This window comes from Aerococcus viridans, from assembly GCF_002871935.1.
Taxonomy (GTDB): Bacteria; Bacillota; Bacilli; order Lactobacillales; family Aerococcaceae; genus Aerococcus; species Aerococcus viridans_B.
Genome location: NZ_PNHQ01000001.1, coordinates 41967 through 61947 on the forward strand (window position 1 = coordinate 41967; position 19981 = coordinate 61947).

The 19981-nt window shown below is 38.6% G+C and carries 19 protein-coding genes; 4 read left to right on the forward strand and 15 right to left on the reverse strand.

From position 1 onward, the window contains the following. Positions 1–5: 5 nt before the first annotated feature. From hisF to CJ191_RS00240, 8 genes are all read right to left on the reverse strand, one after another. Positions 6–752: an imidazole glycerol phosphate synthase subunit HisF gene (gene hisF, locus CJ191_RS00205; protein WP_070466912.1), complete on the reverse strand. Its 747-nt coding sequence runs from the start codon at positions 750–752 to the stop codon at positions 6–8. A gap of 3 nt (positions 753–755) precedes the next feature. Beyond that, positions 756–1454, reverse strand: a complete 699-nt coding sequence (locus CJ191_RS00210) for a HisA/HisF-related TIM barrel protein (protein WP_070466913.1) — start codon at positions 1452–1454, stop codon at positions 756–758. A gap of 67 nt (positions 1455–1521) precedes the next feature. Further along, on the reverse strand, positions 1522–2100 hold the full coding sequence (hisB, locus tag CJ191_RS00215) for an imidazoleglycerol-phosphate dehydratase HisB (RefSeq protein ID WP_070466915.1): 579 nt from the start codon (positions 2098–2100) through the stop codon (positions 1522–1524). After that, positions 2090–3130, reverse strand: coding sequence for an aminotransferase class I/II-fold pyridoxal phosphate-dependent enzyme (locus CJ191_RS00220; protein ID WP_102198593.1), 1041 nt, complete (start codon positions 3128–3130; stop codon positions 2090–2092). Before CJ191_RS00220 ends, hisB begins: the two co-directional genes overlap by 11 nt. A 4-nt stretch (positions 3131–3134) precedes the next feature. Then, positions 3135–4385: a histidinol dehydrogenase gene (gene hisD / locus CJ191_RS00225; RefSeq protein ID WP_070466919.1), complete on the reverse strand. Its 1251-nt coding sequence runs from the start codon at positions 4383–4385 to the stop codon at positions 3135–3137. Beyond that, positions 4386–4994, reverse strand: coding sequence for an ATP phosphoribosyltransferase (gene hisG, locus CJ191_RS00230; protein WP_102198594.1), 609 nt, complete (start codon positions 4992–4994; stop codon positions 4386–4388). Then, a complete protein-coding gene (locus CJ191_RS00235) occupies positions 4991–5797 on the reverse strand; it encodes an ATP phosphoribosyltransferase regulatory subunit (RefSeq protein ID WP_102198595.1) in 807 nt (268 codons plus the stop codon). Before CJ191_RS00235 ends, hisG begins: the two co-directional genes overlap by 4 nt. Before the next feature lie 481 nt (positions 5798–6278). Beyond that, positions 6279–7730: an MFS transporter gene (locus CJ191_RS00240; RefSeq protein WP_102198596.1), complete on the reverse strand. Its 1452-nt coding sequence runs from the start codon at positions 7728–7730 to the stop codon at positions 6279–6281. Between the two features lie 599 nt (positions 7731–8329). Here CJ191_RS00240 and CJ191_RS00245 point away from each other — a divergent pair. The 4 genes from CJ191_RS00245 to CJ191_RS00260 are packed head-to-tail and all read left to right on the forward strand — an operon-like array spanning position 8330 to position 11409. Beyond that, positions 8330–8707 carry a GntR family transcriptional regulator gene (locus CJ191_RS00245; RefSeq protein WP_102198597.1) on the forward strand — a complete coding sequence of 126 codons (378 nt, stop codon included), beginning with the start codon at positions 8330–8332 and terminating at the stop codon, positions 8705–8707. Continuing rightward, positions 8704–9390 (forward strand): ATP-binding cassette domain-containing protein, encoded by a 687-nt coding sequence (locus tag CJ191_RS00250; protein ID WP_102198598.1) that lies wholly within the window; start codon positions 8704–8706, stop codon positions 9388–9390. The genes CJ191_RS00245 and CJ191_RS00250 overlap by 4 nt, the downstream gene beginning before the upstream one ends. Next, the gene (locus CJ191_RS00255; protein WP_102198599.1) at positions 9390–10205 is read left to right on the forward strand and encodes a hypothetical protein; all 816 of its coding nucleotides are present in this window, start codon (positions 9390–9392) and stop codon (positions 10203–10205) included. The genes CJ191_RS00250 and CJ191_RS00255 overlap by 1 nt, the downstream gene beginning before the upstream one ends. Before the next feature lie 16 nt (positions 10206–10221). Continuing rightward, the gene (locus CJ191_RS00260) at positions 10222–11409 is read left to right on the forward strand and encodes a hypothetical protein (RefSeq protein WP_102198600.1); all 1188 of its coding nucleotides are present in this window, start codon (positions 10222–10224) and stop codon (positions 11407–11409) included. Between the two features lie 63 nt (positions 11410–11472). On the opposite strand, the gene CJ191_RS00265 is transcribed toward CJ191_RS00260, so the two are convergent. From CJ191_RS00265 to CJ191_RS00295, 7 genes are all read right to left on the reverse strand, one after another. Beyond that, positions 11473–12420: an ABC transporter ATP-binding protein gene (locus CJ191_RS00265; RefSeq protein WP_102198601.1), complete on the reverse strand. Its 948-nt coding sequence runs from the start codon at positions 12418–12420 to the stop codon at positions 11473–11475. Between the two features lie 11 nt (positions 12421–12431). Beyond that, on the reverse strand, positions 12432–13613 hold the full coding sequence (locus CJ191_RS00270) for an ABC transporter ATP-binding protein (protein ID WP_102198602.1): 1182 nt from the start codon (positions 13611–13613) through the stop codon (positions 12432–12434). Positions 13614–13631: 18 nt separating this feature from the next. After that, positions 13632–15251: an ABC transporter substrate-binding protein gene (locus CJ191_RS00275; RefSeq protein ID WP_070466937.1), complete on the reverse strand. Its 1620-nt coding sequence runs from the start codon at positions 15249–15251 to the stop codon at positions 13632–13634. Positions 15252–15272: 21 nt separating this feature from the next. After that, a complete protein-coding gene (locus CJ191_RS00280; RefSeq protein ID WP_102198603.1) occupies positions 15273–16217 on the reverse strand; it encodes an ABC transporter permease in 945 nt (314 codons plus the stop codon). 95 nt (positions 16218–16312) lie between these two features. Then, positions 16313–17263: an ABC transporter permease gene (locus CJ191_RS00285; RefSeq protein WP_102198604.1), complete on the reverse strand. Its 951-nt coding sequence runs from the start codon at positions 17261–17263 to the stop codon at positions 16313–16315. After that, a complete protein-coding gene (locus CJ191_RS00290) occupies positions 17256–18542 on the reverse strand; it encodes a M20 metallopeptidase family protein (protein ID WP_102198605.1) in 1287 nt (428 codons plus the stop codon). The genes CJ191_RS00285 and CJ191_RS00290 overlap by 8 nt, the downstream gene beginning before the upstream one ends. Continuing rightward, positions 18514–19740 (reverse strand): M20 metallopeptidase family protein, encoded by a 1227-nt coding sequence (locus CJ191_RS00295; protein WP_102198606.1) that lies wholly within the window; start codon positions 19738–19740, stop codon positions 18514–18516. Before CJ191_RS00295 ends, CJ191_RS00290 begins: the two co-directional genes overlap by 29 nt. Positions 19741–19981: the final 241 nt, after the last annotated feature.

A 19981-nucleotide genomic window follows, 5' to 3' on the forward strand; every position in this document is an offset into this window, starting at 1 on the left:
TCTCTTCAGTCAATCCCTTCTGCTATAAGACCTGCTTTTAAATCTTCAATCGCTACTTCACCTTTGTGGAAGATAGAAGCTGCTAAACCAGCATCAATATTTGTTTGTTGGAATAATTCGATAAAATCGGCAATACTACTTGCACCACCCGATGCAATAATCGGAATGGCTACTGCTTCAGAAGCTAATTTTAAGAAAGGAATGTCAAAACCAGTGTAGGCACCATCAGTATCAATTGATGTGATTAATAAGGCGCCCGCACCACGTTTTTCACATTCCATACACCATTCAAGTGCAGGCCAATCCATTTGATTTTGTCCAGCGTTTGTATAGACAAAATAATCGCCTTTGGCATCGTCATAAGCCATATCAACAGCGATTGTGATGGCTTCTGAACCGAATTTTGCTACTGCTTCATTGATAAAATCTGGATTTTTAACAGCTGCAGAGTTAATCCCAACCTTACTAGCACCGGCATCAAGAGCTGCTTGAATATCTTCAATCGAAGCAATCCCACCCCCAACTGTTAGGGGAATATCAATCACATTAAAGACATCAGTAATCATTTGCGTACGTAATTTATGGCCATCTGACGTTTTAGTAATATCTAGTATGACCAATTCGTCCGCTCCAGCATCCGAATATTTTTTTGCAAAATCAACTGGATCACCTAATGCTTTTACTTCTACAAAGTGAACCCCTTTTACTAACTCACCGTCTTTTGTATCTAAACATGGAATAATCTTTTTCATCGTTTACAATCCTTCCCAAAAACTTGGATTCTGTGCAGCTTTTCCAACAATTGCCTGCCTAATCCCTTGTGCTTCAAGGGCATCTAAATCATGACGATCTCTCACACCTCCAGAAGCCACAACTAGGTGTTTGGTCATTCTTTGGATTTGGCCGGTCTTTTCCACATTAGGTCCAGCTTCCATACCATCTTTATAAATATCGGTATAAATAATGCCAGCAATCGCTAAGTCTGCGATTGCTTCTAAATATTCTTGAATATAGCGACCGGATGCTTCTTTCCAGCCATTGATATAAATGGCGTCGTCCTTGCAGTCTAAACCAACATAAATACGACCAGGATATTTATTTACTGCTTTAGTTAACCAAGGAACATCCATGATCGCTCTAGTACCCAAAATGAAGTAATCGATGCCCAGTTTGTCATATAATGCTATGGTCTTTAAGTCACGGATACCCCCTCCTATTTCTAAGGGAATATCGGTTAATGCTTTCAATCCTTCAACTGTTTCACCTTCAATAGCTGCTTGTTTTAAAGCCCCCATTAAGTCCACCACATGAATTCTACTGACCTGTGGAAACTGGCTATAGTAGGTTACTGCTTCGGCTGCTGACATAGGCATGACAACTTGCTTATCATAATCGCCTTGTTGCAGGCGGACACTTTTACCATTAATCAGATCAATTGCGGGGATAATTTCCATGAATAATAACCTCCTTTATTCAAATGTTTAGACATCGTATTTTCAAGTCTTAATAATTGCTACTTCATTACTGGATTAACCCTTTTGATGATGGTACGCCACCGCTTGTTTCTCTCAAGGTAATTTTTAAGGCACGGCCAAATGCTTTAAATATCCCCTCAATTTCATGATGTGTATTCCCATTTTTCAATAAATCAATATGTAAGGTTATGCGCCCGTTCATTGCTACTGCATTAAAAAATTCTTTAACAAGCTCTGTATCAAAACTACCAACCTTAGCCGCTGAAAATGTTGCATCATATACCAACACCGGTCTACCCGATAGGTCTAATACAACTCTTGCAAGGGTTTCGTCCATAGGTAAAAAGTAAGCCCCATATCTTTCATATGATGGGAGCATTTGGTACAAGTCACGTATGGCTTCACCAAGCAAAATACCAATATCTTCTGTAACGTGGTGGTCATCTACCCAAGTATCCCCTCTGGCTTCTACATATAGATCAAGACCTGAATGAAAGCTAAATAAGGTCAACATGTGGTCTAGAAAACCAACACCTGTATGGATACTTGTTTCACCTGTACCATCTGATTTGGCTATTCCTAGTTTAATTTGGGTTTCTAGAGTATTTCGTTCTTTAATTTCCAAGTTTTTCCCTCCATGCTTTAATTGTTGCCTTTAACCTCGGATAATCAGCTATATCAACCACTGAATATCTTGCTGCATTAGCCATTTTTCCTTCAGTATACTTACGGCCGATAAAACCATTATCTGCTAAAAATTTATCCAAATTGGGCACGAGTTCACCAAAAATAAAGACAAAATTAGTTGCTGACGGCATAACAGTCACCAAATCAGCTACTTGATCAAATGCTGCTATTAATTCAGTTTGAATATTTCTTTGATAAGCGACCCACTCGTCCAAACGGTGGCTATCTTCGAATAATTTATATGCAAGATTTAAAGAGACACTATTCATTGGATAAGGATGGTTAATTTCCTTTAATTTCTCAAAGCGTGCCCCCTGTCCAATCGCTAACCCTATTCGTAAACCTGCTACCCCATAAATTTTAGAGAGCGTTCGAATATATAGTACATTCAGATTTTTGGGTCGCTGATAGTTTTGTCCAAATTCTATATAGGCTTCATCAATCACAAAGGTAATATCTCTAAACTCTGTTTCATCTGCTAACTTTTGTAAGAAAACTGGTTGAAATTGTTGACCCGTCGGATTTTGTGGGTTAGATATAAAAAATAAAGATGGTTGGTATTGGTCTAGGGCCTGGATAATTTTACGCAAATCAAAGGTAAAATCTGCTTCACTAGCTACTTTATAAAAAGGGAAACCCAACTGGTTAGTATAGTCTTCATACATGAAGAAGTCAGGATCTAAAGCTAAAACGCCCTCGTGTCCAAATTGGATAATCAATTTTTGAATCCACTCGTCTGACCCATTAGCCACTGCAACATTCTTAGGGTCAAAGCCAGCGTAATTAGCATATGCTGAGATAAAATCTGCTTCTTCATTTTCGGGATACTGGTTAAAAGCTGTGTTTAATACCGCATCCACAATATCTTGGTCAGATAAGGGACGTATCGGAGAAGTATTGCGGTTCATCACCACAGTATCTCCACCTTGAGCCACTTCAACTGTTTTTAAATATTCTTCTGTCTTCATAAACTTATACTTCCTTTCGAATGGCAATTGATTTAGCGTGACAGTCTAGCCCTTCAGCATCTGCCATCATTTGTGCAGCTGGTCCAATTGTTTGATAGGTCTCTTTTGACGTATGAATAATCGCGTGTGAAGTTCGGAAATCATTGGCTGTTAAGCCATGAGAAAATCGTGCCGTCCCCCCAGTGGGTAGGACATGTGAAGGACCAGCTACATAATCACCGATAGCTTCCATTGCATATACCCCCTTAAAAACTGCACCGGCATATTTTATTTGTTGAACAATTGCATCCTGGTCACGGTGTTGAATGGAAACATGTTCTGGGGCAATAGCATTCAATACTGCAATCAATCGCTCTCTAGTATCGGCAATGGCATAATGGTTATTGGTAATAGAAGCCTGTATAATATCCGCTCTTGCTTGGCTTGGTAACAAAGCTTGCATACGGTCAGCTATTTTATCTAAAAAGCTTTCTGATTCACATAATAAGAAAGTTCGCGCATCCTGGTCATGTTCTGCTTGAGCGAAAATATCATATACAATGGCATCAACCGGTGTTGTTTCATCAACGTATAATAGGATTTCACTTGGCCCAGCAATCGCATCTATAGACACATCTCCATTCACCAAACGTTTAGCGGTAGCTACATAAGCATTCCCCGGTCCACAAATTTTGTCCACTTGAGGGATGGTTTCAGTCCCATAAGCCATGGCCGCAATAGCCTGTGCCCCACCAATAGCGTAAACATTATCTCGGATACCACATAAGTATAGAGCAGCGAAAGTCACTGATTCTTCCGTAAAAACAGGTGTTGTCACTACTAAATTTTCTACACCCGCAACAAGCGCTGGCACTACCGTCATCAAAACTGTTGACGGATACAAGGCTTTACCACCAGGAATATAAAAGCCTGCGCTTTCTAAGGCATGATAAACATATGAAATTTCATCCCCGTTCCTATCCGAGTATAGGGAGGCCTGTTCATAGCGTTCAATTCGTTCCTTAGCAACCCGTAAAGCTGCTTTTAAAGTCGGATCTAAATGATCCCAAGATGCTTTTAAACGCTCAAGCGAAACTTTAAAATCTTCTGGATTCGTATAGGATTGCCCGTCAAATTGGTTGGTATAGTCAATCACCGCTTGATCGCCATCCTTACGCACAGCTTGTATCATTTCCTGTACAGCGAATAAACGGTCTACGTCTACTTTATCTGAATCTTTTTTAGCAAATATTGCTTGAAAATCTGCTACTTTCATTTAAACCACCTCAATTTCCCGCATAAAACTGTAAATCTCCATCTCTTTAGTATAGAAAGATTGTTTATTGGCAATTAGCCTTGCTTGTACCGGTAAAATCGTTTTATACTCTTCAAGCTCATTTTCTTTAAGTGTTGTCCCCGTCTGCACAATATCTACAATCGCATCAGCCAATCCTAAGATAGGCGCTAATTCAACAGAACCATTTAGGAAAACTAAGGATACATCCTGTTTCGCTTGATTAAAGTACTTACGGGTAATATTTGGAAAGGATGTCGCCACCACCTTGATATCAGATTCTGACATATATTTTGGACCAGCCATGGCCAAGCGACATTGACCAAATGGTAATTCAGAGACATTTAACACATTGAATAATTGTTCAGCAATCGTATCCGACCCCACAACACCTAAGTCAGCAACCCCTTGTTCCACATAAGTGGGCACATCTTTTCCTTTGACAAAAATAAACCTTACCCCACCAACTTCACGAAAAAGATCACGACCACCATCTATCAACGCATTTGCATATTCATCTAAATGCTTGTCGGCCAAAAATTGATTAAAGGAACGATAAACTCGCCCCTTCGCAAGCGCTACTGTAATCATAAGAATCCTCCTTTGGACAAATTCAAACCAATACCAAACCAACCGTTAGCATACTGACCACCTGAAAAGGTTGGTTTAGAATTACCTTGTAAAAAAGCTTGAAAATATAAACCATTGTAGTATTTTTGTGGCGACCGGAATGATAAATCAAGAATCATTTTCGTGTTTCGCTTCTCAAGCATGTCTTTAAGCAAATAAATCACAGCCATTTCCTCTGTATCGCCAAAATCTTTCTTCACTAAATCAAATTGTGCTGATACCGGCTTAGCCATTAATCTATAGAAATCATGGTCCTTACCAATGCTATTCCCCAAAGCCGACAAATTCTTTTCAATAACATACCCTTTAATTTCAGGTCCAAAAGCAAACTTTTCCATGTATTTGTCTAAGATTTCCTCATTGTTCACAACAATCATATTAAAAGCCGATTGACTCATTTTTTCAACGAAATCCAAATGTAGTTCTATGGTATTTGCCATTTGCGACGCATTTGGTTCTACTAACTCAACACCAGCTTGATAGGTGGATTGGTGGTCCCTAACCATTGGACCGTAATAAGCAAAATTATCTTGTTGTAAATCATAAGCTTTCATGTAATTTAAAATCGACCGTGTCCAATCACTTCGAATAGCATAAAGTTGCCCTTCTTTTTCAAAAACGATATTACTGGGGTACTCTGCCTTGCCGTCACCATCAAAAGGTTCTACCATATTTAAATCAATTAATTGAAAACCTGCGTTTGAAACTGTTTCAAGGTAATCTCTTGCGAGTGAAATTCGTTGTAATACGTACGATGTTGCCATGTTGCCCTCCCCTAAAGGTTTCATATCATAAAAAAAACGCCCTCAATCCATTTCTGGATCAAGGACGTCGAAACGTGTTCCCACCTTAATTTGTTATAAACTCACGCCTATAACCTCATTGACTAAACTTTACATAGTTAGTCTAGTGATAACGGTACTACCGGACTTAGTGTCATTTAAGTAAAGGTGTGTCTTCATAGGAGACATTATCTGTTCACAGCGGCCACAGACTCTCTGGAAATGTTGTTCCTATCTCTTATTCTTTACTATTCTCTCTTGATGGTCACAATATTAAAATGTTCAAATTAAAAAGTCAAGTGAATTCTAATAAAACTCTAATAATTAGTTTATCTCTAGTAAAATTTATAAATATTAGTTTTTGCCTATCATGATTGTAAAAAGTAAATGATTAACTGATAAAAGGGTTGTGACATTCTCAGTCACAACCCTTTTTGGTCAATATTATGCTTGAAGAAAATAATTACCCTTTTCTTGCTGAAATTTGTGCTTGCACATCTATCATTTTCTGTTTATTTAGCGGGTAACGAGAAATTAAGAACAATGCAATCGATCCAAGAATTGCGGGTACGATAATTAATAAAATTGTCCCCGCTGTGAATAAAGCTGGCGATAATGCTTCATCTGGGCCTGGATAACCATCTGTATAACCAATACCGATCATCAACCAACCGATTACAATCGGTGCTAGCGATGTAGAAATTGAGTCAGTTAGCGAGAAGATAGTACCGATTAAGCCTGATACAAAACGTCCTGAACGAGCCGTTTCATAGTCAGAAATATCCGCAGCCATAGTTAATACGACTGAAGATGGATAAGTTCCAGCAATCTTGAAACCGATATAACCAATAGAGAATAGGACCATTGCTAACCCACCATTAGCAAATATTTCTCGTGTGTCTGCTGAAGTGAATAAAATTACACCCATTAAAGCCACAGAAGTTAACATGGTGATTAATGATAAAACATAGGCATTTTTTAACGAAGTCCTTGAAGCTATTGTTGTAAATCCCGCCACAATTAGTAAGTTCGGAATAATCTGAATTAACCCTAAAGTACCTGAGATACCATAATTTCCTAAGATGATCCCAAAAACTAGGACTACAAATACTTGATCCCCAATTAAAGTAGTTAAGAATTTAACCAAGGCTGAAGTTAATGCCAGAATTTGTAGCGGACCATTCCCTTTGATGACTGACCAATAGTCTTTGATAGACTTCGTTTCAACTGTCGATTCACCTAAACCAAAGAAGGCTTGATTATCTTTACGCGAAATACCAATCATCGCAAGGATTGTTAAAACAAAAGAAATCACACAAATACCAATAATAAATTCAGTAAAGAAGGCTAAATTAAATTCACCACCATGACGAGGAGATAACCAATTAGCGACTATCATTTGCCCTACTGCAAAGATACCGATTGAAGAAAAAATAGTGTCATAAATAGAGAATAAAGGTCTTTGTTTAGGATTATTGGTTAATGCGGGTTGTGCCGCTTTCGTGACTGTTTGTTGGAATGAGTAAACAATTTTATGGAAAATAAGGCCCACAAAATATATACCATATTTCAACGAACCCTCAAATTGATGGGTGGAGAATAATAAAGCAAATGATAATAGCAAACCGATATTTGAGATAAGCATAATTGGACGGAACCGTCCCCATTTTGTATCAATATGATCCATGATAACCCCAATCATAGGATCAATTATGCCGTCAAATAAACGTGCCGCACCTAATAATGACGATACGGTAAAGGTTGCAAAACCTGCAATACCAGTTGCATAGTATGTTAAGAATCCAAATGCGAATAAGTATAAGTTAGACGCAGAGTTATTCAATGAAAATAATGCAATTTCCCACTGCTTTGCATTATGATATTGCGCTTGTGGCGCATTTACATTTTGAGCCATTCTTTTCTTCCCCTTCTGTTGAACAACGACTAGTAACTGACAACATATGCTTCGCGAAAGCTGGTGTTTGAAGTAGTCCAAAGAATGTAAACGATTGCATTTTTGTTTAAAATTTTTTTCTTTGCATACTTCAAACTTTCAATACCGTCATTATACTTTTTGAAGTAAACGTTTACAACGTGATTTTAAAGCTATTCTATTATTTTTTATATGGATAGCATTACTGCAACATAACATTGCGTTTATTGAACATTATTTCTATTTTAGCAAAAAAACATTGTGCTTCTTAAATGGCGATATGATTGGCTCAGGTCCTCTTTTTCACGTATTTTCCAAATTTTTATATATAAAGTAGAAAGTTTACATAAAAACAATTTATGTATTTTTTATTCCTCGCTATTTATTATATAAGCAATTGAGTAGCGAATATTCTTGTACACCTGTCAAACATTTCAACTTTTATCTATGTATAAAATACTTGAAAATATATTCATTCTATTTTATTGACAGTTAAAGTGTATTAACCATATAATACAGATAACAAAGTGTATTATACGGTTAATACACATTTACTTTTATATTTGGAAAGGAGGTTCAACATGGCTGAGTTCGATAAGCAAACACCCATATACATACAATTAGCCGACCATTATAAAAGAGAAATTGTCGCTAATCGTTTAGTAGCTGGCGATAAATTACCCTCAAGACGTGATATTGCCAAATCTTTTAAAATCAATCCCAATACCGTCCAACGTGCATTTAAATCTTTAGAGGAAGAAGGGATCATTGTGTCTGAAGCAAATGTACCTAGTAAAGTTACTGAAAACCAAGCCATTATCCAACAATTGAAACAGGAAAATTTAGAACAAGCCATGGCCGTCTTCTACGATACAACGCAGGTTCTAAACATGGATCCTCAAGAAATCGCCAACTATATGACAGCATATTTCCAAAAACGAGGTGAACAAGAAAGATGATTGAAGCAAAAAATATCCATAAATTTTATGGCTCAAATCACATATTGGAAGATATTTCTTTTACCGTTAAACCAGGTGAAATTACCGCACTGATTGGTGAAAATGGTTCAGGAAAAACGAGCTTAATGAATGCATTGATGCAGCTAACGCCTATTGCCAGCGGTCAATTCTTAATTGATGGCAAACCCATTGACTTTAATGATTTTAACCGTATTTCCTACATTCCTGATACGATCATCGTAGTAAAGGACATGACGATTAAACAAGCTTTGACCTTTATGGCAACTTACTATCATTCATACGATCCAGTATTAGCAAAAGACTTAGTCAATTTCTTCAATTTAAATCTGGATGATAAAATCAGTCAACTGTCAAAAGGAAATACCGCAAAAGTGAATCTACTACTTGGTTTATCCTTAAATTCTGACTACTTAATCATGGATGAACCATTTTCAGGAATTGATATTTTTACTAGAGAAGAAATCACGAATGTCTTCACAAGTAAATTGATGGCCGGTCGTGGTGTTTTAATTTCCACTCATGAAATCAATGAAATTGAAACTTTAGTAGACCGAGTATTCATGTTAAAAGACCACCGTATCATTCAAGATTTCTATACAGAAGACTTACGACTCGCTGAAGGTAAGTCGATTACCCATAAAATGTGGGAGGTGTACCGATAATGGCTAAACTACTCAATTTAATTACTGATGAACTAAAACGGGCTAAAATATTCTATTTACTACTTATCGCTTTCGTTCTTATTAGTGAAGGTATTATGGTATTTGTTCATATTCGAGCTAGCTATGCAGTGTCAACCGCTAGTGAAAATATAGATAATATTAGCTTGATTACTAATCTAAATGGGGTATTTGACAACAGCATGGTCTATACCATGATTATCGGTGCCACTGCCTTTGCCTTATTGGGTTACAGTGTCTTCTCTTGGATCCGCGACTGGCACTTTCAAGGAAACTTTATCTATCGACTATTGACCTTACCTGGTAATCGGGCCCCAATTGCATTTGCAAAATTAATCAGTACTTTGATAATGATGGCTGGTATTTTGATACTTCAACTAGGCCTCTTTTATATCGCCAATAGTGCCTTTAGAGTAATGTTTAATGAGCAATATACACAAGTACCTGTTCTCATTCAATTAGCGACAACTATGGAAATAAGTAGCCTGTTATTCCCGCCCTATCCTACACAAACATTCATGATCTATGGCGGTGGATTGTGGTTTTTATTCACCTTGATGAATAGTTTGATTATGCTACTTAGTGCCAAAGGCTATACATGGTTTAGAACAGTCGCAACAACGATGATTTATTGGATAGTCTCTCTTGCACTCATTTATTTGCTTGCTTGGTTAACTATTATTTTGCCATTAACCAATATGGAAGCTACAGTGCTAGTCCTTGTATATATCTATGCCATCAATATCATCAATGGTTACATGATGTCTTGGTTGATGAACCATTATGTCAGTGTTTAAGAAAGGAGGCAATCTTATGAAGATAAACAAACGTAACTGGTTGACCTTATTATTTCTAGTGATCATTACTGCAGTGACTTTATGCGTATGGATAGGTGTCGCTAGCTTTAAACCGGTCAAACTGACTACAATGAATACTAAACATACTAGTGAAAGTTCAGGTATTCCTACCCTATATCTCATTGCTGGTGAAAATCAAGCGATGTCCAACTGGATTCCTTTATCAAAAAATAACGGCGAAATCGTTGCTACTAGCTACGCTAGTTACGGCCTACTCAATACAAAAAAACAAGATGAAGTATATCAGCACTTCTCCTTATTTAACCGCCCAAACTTAGATGATTCGCGCTTAATCCTAGAAAATGATCATATCCAATTATGGCAATCAGATACTATATATGGAGACAGTAAAGATCAATTAGACCTAACCCTTATTCATAAAAATGTTGAGGGTGACTGGACTTATACAAGTCCTAGTGATTCACTAGATCAAGCTGACCGTTCTTTAAATACACTCCTATCCCTAGCAGAAGATGAGGATACTATTTACCTAATATATGCTTTCTTACAAGACGCTGACCAACCTAATTATTTAAAAGCTTTTGAATTAGATAAAGCAAGTGGTGAAATAAGTACTGGTAATACTATCGACAGCTCACAGTATGAATTATATTCAATTGGTGTTGACGGCTTAAATCGTCAAGCACAGCGTCATATATTTGCAATGGTCAATAGTGACGATGATGAGGAAAATACTGCGCTAACTACTACATATGAAATTGTTGATCCGACTTCAGGCGAAAAACTACAAATGGATACTAGCGCCTTACAGAATCAATCAACTGACCAAACAATTTCTTCTGAAATTAATCCGGTTGTCATTGAGAATGAAATATATGTAGTCAAAAGCGATTATAGTGAAAACGAAGATGACGAAAAACCTATCCAAGTGAAAAGCTACCGCTATGATCCTACTAATAAAAGTTTTCATCAAGTTTGGTCCATGGACATTGAACAGAATCCTAGCTACTATATTGAAAATGGCTACATCTATCACACCATTACAGATGGGAAAAAGGGTCAACTTGATCAAGTTGATATCACCACAGGTAAAATAACTACTATAGAAGAGTACCAGATAGATGAAAATAGCATATACACTTTTGCAAAAGATACTGACATAGAAGCATATCATTACAATTAAAATAGTTGCATCAGAAAAAGGTGGCCTGAAAAAAATTCAGACCACCTTTTTTAATTGACTACTTTATACCAACGCAACAGCTGGTTTAACTTGTGCAGTGTATTTAGCGACTTCACTCGGGTGACAGTATACAAAATGGTCAGGCGTTACTTCTACTAAACTACACTCTGCCCACTCTGTTCCACTGTAAGTCAATCCATCAAAGTGCATACGTTTCCGAACACGTTCTGACTCTGGATCTGCTGTAGGAATAGCCGATAGCAAGGACTTAGTATAATCATGTAATGGATGATTATAGATTTCATCAGCCGTACCGATCTCCACTAATCGTCCTTGACACATAACACCTATTCGGTCAGAAATATATTTCACCATGGATAGGTCATGGGTGATAAAGAGATAGGTTAAATCATTTGTGATTTTTAAGTTTTTTAGTAGATTGACAATTTGTGCTTGAATAGACACATCTAGGGCTGAAATCGCCTCATCAGCGATAATCAATTTGGGTTTAAGGGCTAAAGCTCTAGCAATTCCCACCCGTTGGCATTGACCACCAGAAAACTCACGTGGATACCGATTAGCATAAAGAGGATCTAACCCAACTTGAGCCATTAATTCAGCAACGGCCGCTTCTTGTTCTTGCTTATTACGAACTAAACCATGGACCTGCATTGGGCCACCAATAATTTCGCCAACCGTCATTCGAGGATTTAATGAGGCAAAAGGGTCTTGAAAGATCATTTGGATATCTTTTCTAAAGGCTAACAAGTCACGTCGCCCTTTAACTTGGGCAATATCTTGACCTAAAAAATCAATCTGTCCCTCACTTGGATCTTCTAATTTCATCAATAGCTTTCCTGTAGTTGATTTCCCGGAACCCGATTCCCCTACCAAGCCAAACGTTTCCCCAGCTTTAATAGTAAAGGATACATCATTTACAGCTACCACCTCTTCAGCTCTGCCTTCTTCATATATTTTTTTCACATGATTCACCCGTACTATATCTGTCATAAAATCCCCTCCTAACTTTCATACACAGGTATTGTATCTGCTAACTCATCATATAGATACGGCCCATAAACAGCATCGGTATTTTCAAATGCCGCTAAATCATAGCCAGTAGTTGTACCTAATTGGCTTTCTTTAGCTGAAGTCGCCTGTCGGTCTAAAATATCTTGATAGACTACATAGCGCGCTTGAATATCCAATGGTAACTCAACTTTAGGCGCCCGCTCATCTAATAACCAAGTCGCTGCCTGGTGCGTTTTTGAAACTTGAAAGAGTGGTGGATCTTTTACAAAATCAATATCTAAAGCGTAAGGATTTCGAGGTGCAAATGGATCCCCAGTCGTCAAGTTAGCCATATTCGGTGGATTACCTGGAATAGTATATAGGTTGTCATCTTCTGTAGATAGGGTTGGTGTCGCTTCTAATAATCCCCATGTATAAGGATGTTGTGGATGATAGAAGATTTCATTTGTTGTACCTGTTTCAACAACCCGCCCCGCATACATTACCGCTACCCGGTCGGCTACATTAGCGACTACACCTAAATCATGCGTAATAAAAATAACTGACATATCAAACGCATCTTTTAATTGATTTATCAACTCTATGATCCGTGCTTGAACAGACACATCAAGTGCTGTAGTAGGTTCGTCAGCAATTAAGATTTTAGGCTTGCAGGCAAGTGCCATCGCAATCATAATTCTTTGACGCATACCTCCTGAAAATTGATGAGGATAATGGTAGGCTTTAGTTTCTGGGTCTTTGATTTCTACTTTCTCCATTAAGTCAATTGCTTGGCGCATGGCAGTATTTTTGTCAACTTTCGTATGTGCCATCACTGCTTCAGCAATCTGCATGCCCACTGTCATAACCGGATTAAGTGAAGTCATAGGGTCTTGGAAAATCATGGCAATTTCAGAACCTCTAATCTTGGTTAAGTCAGCTTTGCTGGCTTTTAATAGATTTCGACCTTCAAAAAGAATTTCGCCACCCTCAACATTGGTTATATGATTAGCTAATAAACCGGTAATGGCTTTAGTGGATACAGATTTCCCTGATCCAGATTCACCAACAATCGCCAGTGTCTCCCCTTTTTTAAGGGTGAATGATACATCACGAAGGGCTGGTACGATACCATTTAGCGTCTTAAAGGAAATTTTGAGGTGGTTGACCTCGAGTATGTTGTCAGTTTGCATTTCAATCAAATCCTTTCTTTAGTTAAAGGTCCATTCTTGAATATCTGTCAGTGAACCAAACCAGAATGGCTGTATACCACCATTTAAGTCCTTAGTTTGGATAGTAAATTGGTAGTCAGAATATAAAGGGACTAAATAAGCTTGTTCTTGGAAACGAGCCTGGATTTCTTGATAGGTGACATAGCGATCTTCAAAATTCGTTTGTGCAGCTCCTTGATTAATCAGTTGCTCTAATTCAGGGTCGTTGATGTTTACTTGATTCGTTCCAGCTGCTGCCCAATATGAACTTTGGTCTGGATCTACATTCAAAGCAAGCCCCATCATCGCTAAGTCATAATCACCAGCTGTTACACTAGCTGCATGCGTGGTAAAATCTGCTGAAGTTTGCACTACATTTAACCCAATGGCCTCTAAATCTTGTTCAATCAAATTAGCTGCATTCATCCGGGTAATATTACCTGTTGGAACCGCTAATTTAATTGTTTGACTGGTATCGAAACCAGATTCTTCTAATAAAGCTTTGGCACGTTCTGGGTCATAAGCAACTGGATCTAAATCAGGATCTTTATAAGCTGATATCGAGGTATAGGTAGTTGGAATAACTTCGCCTTCACCTTGCAGTAGACCATCAACCATCCGGTCACGGTCAATTGCTTTGAGTAATGCCTGTCTAAAAGTAGGTTGATCAAATTTTTCATTGTTGATATACATAAATTGAACAGAAGTACCATAACTAGATGAAACTTCAATATCCTCATTTTGTTCTAAGAATTTAATATCAGAAATTGGTATCAAAGCGATACCTCCTCCTGCAGTCATGTCTAATTCACCAGCCTGTAAGGCAATGACCATACCCGTTGAATCCATAATATGAACAATAACATTTTCAATGGCTGGTTTGCCTTTATGATACCTTTCATTGGCAACCATCTTGATGTATGAACCTGATTCATATTGAACAAATTTGTAAGGACCTGCAAAAACAGTGGGCTTCGTAGCGAATGCTGAAGATCCTAGGTTATAGATATCTTCCTTTTCTACAACATGTTTAGGTGTAATTAAGATCTTAAAACCAATGTTTTCATATACATAGGCCGGATCAGTTGGCGATTTTAAGGTAATGGTCAATGTTTTATCATCAATTACATCCACACCAGAAATATTGTCTGCTCCATCTGCTATTTTTCCTGAATCATCTACTCCCTCAATGGACTTAATATTCGCTGCGCCAGAAGTCTCTACATCCGGATTTGCAATTAAGTTTAAATTGTAAGCTACATCATCGGCTGTAAAAGCTGTACCATCTGACCAGACCACGTCATCTTTTATTGTGACGGTATAAACCAGGTTATCTTCAGTTGTTATCGAAGCAACATTGGGTTCAAATACGCCAGCTTCTGGCTGGTCCAATAAAGATGGATACATAAACCGTTGAACCCATTGACCGGCAACATCCGTTGTATTCAATACATTAAAACCAGAAATGGTATTCGTTGTCCCAATATCCAGTGTATGATCTGCACTAGTTGTTTCCTGCGCTTTAACCTCGTCTATACCCCCAGTACTTTCTGCCGTCGTCCCACAAGCCGATAATAGTAAGGTCATAGCGGTTAGTAGAGTTAATAATTTTACTTTCATTGTCTTGCCCTCCTCTCAATCTTAAATCTCGCCCTCAACTGCACTTCGTAATCCTTCACCGATAAAGTTAATCGATAAAACAGCTAAGAAAACGGCTAGACCAACTGGTACCCACCGCCATGACTGCATAGTCAATACCGATAACGATTGGGCTGCAGTGAGTAAGTTCCCCCATGAGGCAGTTGGCGGTACAACCCCAACCCCTAAGAAAGAAAGAGAGGCTTCTGTAATAATAGAAGTTGAAATACCAAAGGTCATGTTGACTAAAATAGGTGACAAAATATTTGGAACGATTTGCTTAAAGACAATGTTGCTTGTCGAATATCCGGAAGCAACAGCTGCTTGAATATAATCCGCTTCTCTAAGCTTCATTACTTCTGCCCGGACTAACCGGCAAAGCGGTGCCCAACCAAATAAACCAATCACAATCGTTACATTCCAAATAGATGGTCCAAGAATTCCTACAGCAACTAACACCACTAAAAAATAAGGAAAGGACATGATCACTTCAGTCACACGCATAATGATAAAATCCCAAATACCACCTAGGAATCCAGCTAATAAACCTAAGCTCGTCCCAATGGTTGCATAAATGAGTACTGATACAATCCCAACAAACATGGACACTTGGCCGCCATATAGCAATCTGGAGAAAACATCACGGCCAATTTCATCAGTCCCCAACCAGTGTGTACTCGTTGGCGCTTGAAGGAAGCCACCTACAATTTCATCCGGATTATACGGGGCAATAACCCCCGCAAATACCGTTCCCGCTAGTAAAATCGTAAAACATATCAAACCAAATACAGCCGCTTTATTGCGGGCAAACCGCTGCCAAATAATCGTCCAATACCCAACTTGTTTCACAGATGTATCAGTCACTTTTACATCATGGGCAATTAAATGCTGGTCCATAAAATCTTGCGGACTGGCATAAGTAGCTTTAAATAAGTGTTCTTCAGCCATCTATTTTCCTCCTATACCCTTTTAAATGCTCTTTTCTGAATAATCTTTATATAAATCCTTCCTGTCTATTCTTTTACCCTTATAGCATAACCAACCTACTCATAACGAATCCGCGGATCAACATAAGCATAAGATATATCTACCAATAAGTTACAAGCCAATACCGCAAAAGCTGAGATTAAGGTGATGGTCATAATGACTGGATAGTCTCTGGCATTAATCGAAGCCATCATCAATGAACCGATTCCTGGCCAACGGAATACTTGTTCCGTTACCACTGCCCCACCAATTAAACGAGGGATATCTGAACCAATAACAGTTAAGATAGGAACCAAGGTGTTTGGTAAAATATGGCGTTTAACCATATTTCCCTCACTCAACCCTTTTGCTACAGCTGTCCGCATATAGTTTTGTTCATTAATACCAATGACTGTTGACCGGACATACCGGGTCATATTGGCACAGTATGAAGCGCCAAGTACTATCGTTGGTAAAACATAATACGAAAGTCCTTGCCAAAACGTCATATCACCTGACAAGTTTTCTCTACCACCAATTGGTAACCAACCCAATTCAACTGAGAAGAAGTAAATAAGTAACATCCCCAAGAAGAAGTTTGGCATAGACACACCAGCAAAAGAGAAAGTTGTTAACATATGGTCAATCCATGTATTTTTGTGGTTAGCTGCATAAATCCCTAACGGAATAGCTACAATATAGGCAACAATCAAGGTACCAAACATTAACTGTAAAGTTGGTGTTAAGGCTTCCCCAATCAACCCTGTTACGGCAGTTCTCGTTCTAAAAGAGAAACCTAAGTCTCCGGTAAATAAATTGCTTAGCCACCGCCAATATTGCACAACAATAGAATCATTTAAACCTAAGTTTTCTCGAATCATTTCAATTTGCTCAGGTGTAGCATCCGGTGATTGATATAAATCGGCGATATCACCCGGCGCCATTTGAAGCATAGCAAAAGCTAAAATAGAGATGATAAATAAAACCGGAATAATCAACAATAAGCGTTTACGTAAGTATTTAATCATGAGGCACCACCTTTAAATATTGACTTAAAATAACAAGAAATAGTGACATGGCATTTAGCATACAAGCTTCATTGGCAACAAATTTTCCGTTATGTAAAGGATAGCTAGCACGACCTTGCTTGTCCTTTTCCAAGAAGTCACAACCAACGGTGAAATAGGCGCCTTTGGTGTCTTCAAGATAGTAGGCAAAGTCTTCGCCATTCATCATGGCACCTGTAGCTGCGGTATTTTCGATTAAATCTGTGAAAATAGCAGAAGAATCAATGGCACTAACTAGGTCAGTCACTATGCTTGTGGTATTTTGAATCGCTGGATAACCTTCGTCATAATCAACGGTAGCTGTCCCACCATGCATGGCCGCTGTCATTTCAGCAATTTGAATCAATTGTTTTCTAATGGTTGCCCGTCCAGTTGGTGAAGATGACCGGACAGTCCCAACAATCGTTGCGGTATCCGCAATAATATTAGGTGCCCCCATACCCGCTTCAACGCCAGCCACTGTAACCACAAGTGGCTCAATAGGATTGGCGACTCGTGAAACAAGGGTTTGTAAGTTCGTAATCGTTTCAGCAGCGATAACTACGGAATCAATCGTAGTATGTGGTGAAGAAGCGTGTCCGCCCCGACCTTGAATCTTGATTTCAAAAGCATCTGAGGCGGCCGAACCATACGCTAAGGAATAACCTACTACACCAGCTGGTTTAGAAGGATCAACGTGGAGACCAAATACCATATCTACATCCTTTAAATAACCCGCTTCGACAATCGCTTTAGCACCACCTGGTTTCTTCTCCTCAGCATGTTGGAAGATAAAGACCACTGTCCCCGCAAATTCGTCACGGTGCGCCTGAATGACTTGAGCAACCCCCAAAAGACTTGCCGTATGGATATCATGACCACAAGCATGCATAACACCAGGTTTTTCAGATTTAAACGGTACATCTGCCTCTTCCATTATCGGTAAAGCATCGATATCCGCCCGTAAGGCAATCGTTGGTCCCGGTTGTGCCCCTTTAATTCGTGCCACAATCCCATAACCACCCCCTACATTTCGTTCGATGTCAAAGATCTTTGCCGATAACAATTCCATATAGATAAAATTAGCCGTCTCTGACTCCTCAAAGGATAATTCTGGATGACGATGGAGATGGCGCCGCACTTGGATAACCTCTGATTCAATTGATGCCGCATATTTTAACCATTTAGCTAAAAGGGCTGCCGTTGCTTGGCTGACTTCATTTTCAATTTGACTAATACTCGTTAAATCCGCTCTCAACATAAGGTCTAACCTCACTTTCAATGACATAATGGTCCACAATAGTTAAAATCGTTTCTAGCCCTAACATCAAACATTTTTCATCAATTTCAAATTTCGGATGATGGTGGGGATAATTCTCTCCATTTGGATGGGCACCCGCTGGAATAAAGTAAAAGAGTCCAGGTATTTTTTGAACGTAATAAGCAAAATCTTCACCGCCCATACTAGCCGGTTTTTCATTCACCTTATCTTGACCAAAACGCGCTTTAAAGATTTCAACAACTGTTCGGGTTTCGTTTGGATGGTTGTAAAGAGCTGGGTAACCATCTATAAAATCAATTTTGACTGAGGCTCCGTGAGCTGCACTAATATCCTCAGATAGCGCGTATAGTTTCTTCTTCGCTAAAGCTCTTAAGTCTGAGCTGTAGGTACGAATCGTACCGTTTAATGTAGCAACATCTGCCATCACATTCGAAACACCATTACCAGAATGAAAGTTGCCAATTGTGACAACACCTGGATCCATAGGGTTCTTATGACGACTCACTATAGATTGTAATTGTTGAATTAAGTAAGCAGCCGTTAAAGTCACATCCACATTATGTTGCGGAGTAGCTGCATGACCACCTTTCCCCTGAACTTCAATCGCAAAGGTATCGGAATTCGCTGTTGTAAAATCTTCATGATAGGATATAGTACCGTCAAAGGTTTGATCGCCTGAAACATGAAGACCAAAAATCTTATCGACATCATCCAATGCGCCGGATGCCATAATGGCTCTAGCACCTCCTGGTTTCACCTCTTCTGCATGTTGAAATAGAAAAACAATCGTACCAGCAATTTCTTCTTTAAGATGGATTAGATATTTTGCTGCAGTTAATAAAATCGTAGTATGTGCATCATGGCCACAGGCATGCATCACCCCGTCAACCTCAGACTTGTATGGTAGGTCTGTTTCTTCCTGAACTTGTAGGGCATCCATATCTGCACGAAAGGCAATGGTTAAACCTGGCTTGCCTCCTTTAAGTCGGGCAATCACTCCCCCACCACCAACTTCAGATGAAATATCGGTATAACCAAAACTTTCTAGTTGTTGCCGAATAAACTTACGGGTTTGATATTCATGAAAGGATATCTCTGGATAACGATGTAAATGCTGAAACGTTTTGCTGGCATACGCTTGATAATTTAAAGCGTGATGGTTAGATTCTTGATTCATCTGCTTCACCTCTTATTTTCCTAGCTACTAACATGACGTTTTATGTTACATTTCATAACACTCAGGGTGACTTATGTAACATTTATTAATTTGTGCTTAGATTATAGATTGGAAAATAATTATATGCAAGTATTAAATTATCACCACCTTCTCATCTTATTTCGTTTTTGCGGTCATTTCAAGCTTTTTACCTATCAAAATATTTTACTTACTGATGTAGGATATGGTTCATTTTCCTCAC

What these genes read in the sequence shown, in the direction of transcription:
- hisF (WP_070466912.1), bottom strand. Translation starts at nt 752, where the DNA reads ATGAAAAAGATTATTCCATGTTTAGATACAAAAGACGGTGAGTTAGTA.
- CJ191_RS00210 (WP_070466913.1), bottom strand. Translation starts at nt 1,454, where the DNA reads ATGGAAATTATCCCCGCAATTGATCTGATTAATGGTAAAAGTGTCCGC.
- CJ191_RS00220 (WP_102198593.1), bottom strand. Translation starts at nt 3,130, where the DNA reads ATGAAGACAGAAGAATATTTAAAAACAGTTGAAGTGGCTCAAGGTGGA.
- hisD (WP_070466919.1), bottom strand. Translation starts at nt 4,385, where the DNA reads ATGAAAGTAGCAGATTTTCAAGCAATATTTGCTAAAAAAGATTCAGAT.
- hisG (WP_102198594.1), bottom strand. Translation starts at nt 4,994, where the DNA reads ATGATTACAGTAGCGCTTGCGAAGGGGCGAGTTTATCGTTCCTTTAAT.
- CJ191_RS00235 (WP_102198595.1), bottom strand. Translation starts at nt 5,797, where the DNA reads ATGGCAACATCGTACGTATTACAACGAATTTCACTCGCAAGAGATTAC.
- CJ191_RS00240 (WP_102198596.1), bottom strand. Translation starts at nt 7,730, where the DNA reads ATGGCTCAAAATGTAAATGCGCCACAAGCGCAATATCATAATGCAAAG.
- CJ191_RS00245 (WP_102198597.1), top strand. Translation starts at nt 8,330, where the DNA reads ATGGCTGAGTTCGATAAGCAAACACCCATATACATACAATTAGCCGAC.
- CJ191_RS00250 (WP_102198598.1), top strand. Translation starts at nt 8,704, where the DNA reads ATGATTGAAGCAAAAAATATCCATAAATTTTATGGCTCAAATCACATA.
- CJ191_RS00255 (WP_102198599.1), top strand. Translation starts at nt 9,390, where the DNA reads ATGGCTAAACTACTCAATTTAATTACTGATGAACTAAAACGGGCTAAA.
- CJ191_RS00260 (WP_102198600.1), top strand. Translation starts at nt 10,222, where the DNA reads ATGAAGATAAACAAACGTAACTGGTTGACCTTATTATTTCTAGTGATC.
- CJ191_RS00265 (WP_102198601.1), bottom strand. Translation starts at nt 12,420, where the DNA reads ATGACAGATATAGTACGGGTGAATCATGTGAAAAAAATATATGAAGAA.
- CJ191_RS00270 (WP_102198602.1), bottom strand. Translation starts at nt 13,613, where the DNA reads ATGCAAACTGACAACATACTCGAGGTCAACCACCTCAAAATTTCCTTT.
- CJ191_RS00275 (WP_070466937.1), bottom strand. Translation starts at nt 15,251, where the DNA reads ATGAAAGTAAAATTATTAACTCTACTAACCGCTATGACCTTACTATTA.
- CJ191_RS00280 (WP_102198603.1), bottom strand. Translation starts at nt 16,217, where the DNA reads ATGGCTGAAGAACACTTATTTAAAGCTACTTATGCCAGTCCGCAAGAT.
- CJ191_RS00285 (WP_102198604.1), bottom strand. Translation starts at nt 17,263, where the DNA reads ATGATTAAATACTTACGTAAACGCTTATTGTTGATTATTCCGGTTTTA.
- CJ191_RS00290 (WP_102198605.1), bottom strand. Translation starts at nt 18,542, where the DNA reads ATGTTGAGAGCGGATTTAACGAGTATTAGTCAAATTGAAAATGAAGTC.
- CJ191_RS00295 (WP_102198606.1), bottom strand. Translation starts at nt 19,740, where the DNA reads ATGAATCAAGAATCTAACCATCACGCTTTAAATTATCAAGCGTATGCC.